Below are 2100 nucleotides of genomic sequence, written 5' to 3'. Positions count from 1 at the left end.
AACGAATCCCCAGCGGCAGAGTAGAGGCGAATATGGCAAAATTGACGGCACGCCAAAGCGTCGCCCGGCAGCCGGACGATCAGCCATTGTAGCGCTGGAAGACCAGCGACGCATTGGTCCCGCCAAAGCCGAACGAATTGGACAGCGCCACGTCGATCTGGCGGGCGCGCGGCTTGTTCGGCACCAGGTCGATCGCGGTTTCGCGTTCGGGGTTGTCGAGGTTGATGGTCGGCGGCGCGACATTGTCCCTGATGGCAAGGATCGAGAAGATCGCTTCGGCGGCACCGGCCGCCCCAAGCAGATGGCCGATCGACGACTTGGTCGACGACATCGAGATCTTCGATGCGGCATTGCCGACAAGCCGCTCGACAGCGCCGAGCTCGATCGTGTCGGCCATGGTCGAGGTGCCGTGCGCGTTGATGTAGTCGACGTCGGCAGGCGTAAGCTTGGCCCGGTTGAGTGCCGCCGTCATGCAACGGAAGGCACCATCGCCATCCTCGGCGGGCGCCGTGATGTGATGCGCGTCGCCGGTGAGACCATAACCCGTCACCTCGGCATAGATCTTGGCGCCGCGTGCTTTGGCATGTTCGAGCTCCTCGAGCACGACAACGCCGGCGCCCTCGCCCATGACGAAGCCGTCGCGGTCGCGATCATAGGGGCGCGACGCCGTTTGCGGCGAATCATTGCGTTCCGTCGACAGTGCCCGGCATGCGGCGAACCCGGCGATCGACAGCCGCGTCACCGGCGCTTCGGCGCCACCGGCGACCATCACGTCGGCATCGCCCCACATGATCAGCCGGGCAGCATCGCCAATGGCGTGCGCGCCGGTCGAACAGGCCGTGACGACGGCATGGTTCGGGCCTTTCAGCCCGTGCCGGATCGAAACCTGCCCGGAGACGAGATTGATGATCTGGCCCGGGATGAAGAAGGGGCTGATGCGGCGCGGGCCGCGTTCCTTGAGGATCATCGCGTTCTCGGCGATGCCCTCGATGCCGCCGATGCCGGAGCCGATCAGGACGCCGGTGGCGCATTGCTCTTCATGCGTCTTGGGTTCCCAGCCGGAATCCTTCAGCGCCTCGTCGGCGGCGGCAATCCCGTACAGGATGAAGTCGCCGATCTTGCGCAATTCCTTCGGCTCGAGCACGGCCTCGGGATTGAAGGTGGCATTGCTGCCGTCACCACGCGGAATGACGTGGGCGATCTTGCAAGCAAGGTCCTCCACCTCGAACTCGGTGATGCGCTTGGCAGCGCTGCGGCCGGTCAGAAGCTCCTTCCAGCTGTGCTCGAAGCCCATGCCGAACGGCGACAGCAAGCCAAGGCCCGTGACGACGACACGCCTCATCGCAGGTCCTCCCCGGTGATGACTGCAGAAAGCGTCAGGCCGAAGCCTTGTCGATGTACTTCACGGCATCGCCGACGGTCAGGATGGTCTCGGCCGCGTCGTCGGGGATCTCGACGCCGAATTCTTCTTCGAACGCCATGACGAGTTCGACCGTGTCGAGGCTGTCGGCGCCCAGATCATCGATGAAGCTCGCCTGCTCCGTCACTTTGTCGGCATCGACGCCAAGGTGCTCGATGACGATCTTCTTGACGCGCTCTGCGGTGTCACTCATTTGGGCATCCTCGTCTTTTGTTTGTCTGTCTTCGTTAGCGGGCAGAATGCCGCTAATCAAGCTGAAAGATGGTCCTGCCGGAAACGCAACGACTACGGACCGATTTTTGCCCGAACCGCCGGGTTGCGGGCCGCATTACACGAAAAATAGCTGAGGTCCAAGCCGAAATGGTCTCTTTACACAACCCGCCGGCGTTGCTGCAGAACCTCGTTCAAATCATAGCCATGCCGCCATTTACGTGGATGGTCTGGCCGGTGACGTAGGCGGCTTCGTTGGAGGCGAGATAAGCGACGGCGGACGCGACTTCGACGCTGGTGCCCATGCGCCGCGTCGGGATCGCCGCCATGATCGCCTCTTTCTGCTTGTCGTTGAGCTTGTCGGTCATTGCCGATTCGATGAAGCCTGGTGCAACACAGTTAACTGTGATGTTGCGGGTGGCGATCTCCTGCGCCAGCGACTTGGAGAAGCCGATCATGCCGGCCTTGGA

3 protein-coding genes are annotated in these 2100 nt (G+C 62.7%); all 3 read right to left on the bottom strand.

All coding sequences use genetic code 11. The features are described from left to right. Positions 1-79: 79 nt before the first annotated feature. A complete protein-coding gene (gene fabF, locus EN994_RS28625) occupies positions 80-1342 on the bottom strand; it encodes a beta-ketoacyl-ACP synthase II (protein WP_013532515.1) in 1263 nt (420 codons plus the stop codon). 34 nt (positions 1343-1376) lie between these two features. Next, positions 1377-1613, bottom strand: coding sequence for an acyl carrier protein (locus EN994_RS28620; protein ID WP_006203723.1), 237 nt, complete (start codon positions 1611-1613; stop codon positions 1377-1379). A 211-nt stretch (positions 1614-1824) separates the two neighbouring features. Next, positions 1825-2100, bottom strand: a 276-nt coding sequence (locus EN994_RS28615) for an SDR family oxidoreductase (protein ID WP_127308016.1), incomplete at its 5' end; no start/stop codon positions are given.

Origin of the sequence: Mesorhizobium sp. M7A.F.Ca.CA.002.09.1.1, from assembly GCF_003998555.1 — a bacterium.
GTDB classification, from domain to species: Bacteria; Pseudomonadota; Alphaproteobacteria; order Rhizobiales; family Rhizobiaceae; genus Mesorhizobium; species Mesorhizobium ciceri.
The sequence above is the reverse complement of the archived record's forward strand: the minus strand, read 5'-3'. Positions and strand labels throughout refer to the sequence as shown.

What these genes read in the sequence shown, in the direction of transcription:
- fabF (WP_013532515.1), bottom strand. Translation starts at nt 1,342, where the DNA reads ATGAGGCGTGTCGTCGTCACGGGCCTTGGCTTGCTGTCGCCGTTCGGC.
- EN994_RS28620 (WP_006203723.1), bottom strand. Translation starts at nt 1,613, where the DNA reads ATGAGTGACACCGCAGAGCGCGTCAAGAAGATCGTCATCGAGCACCTT.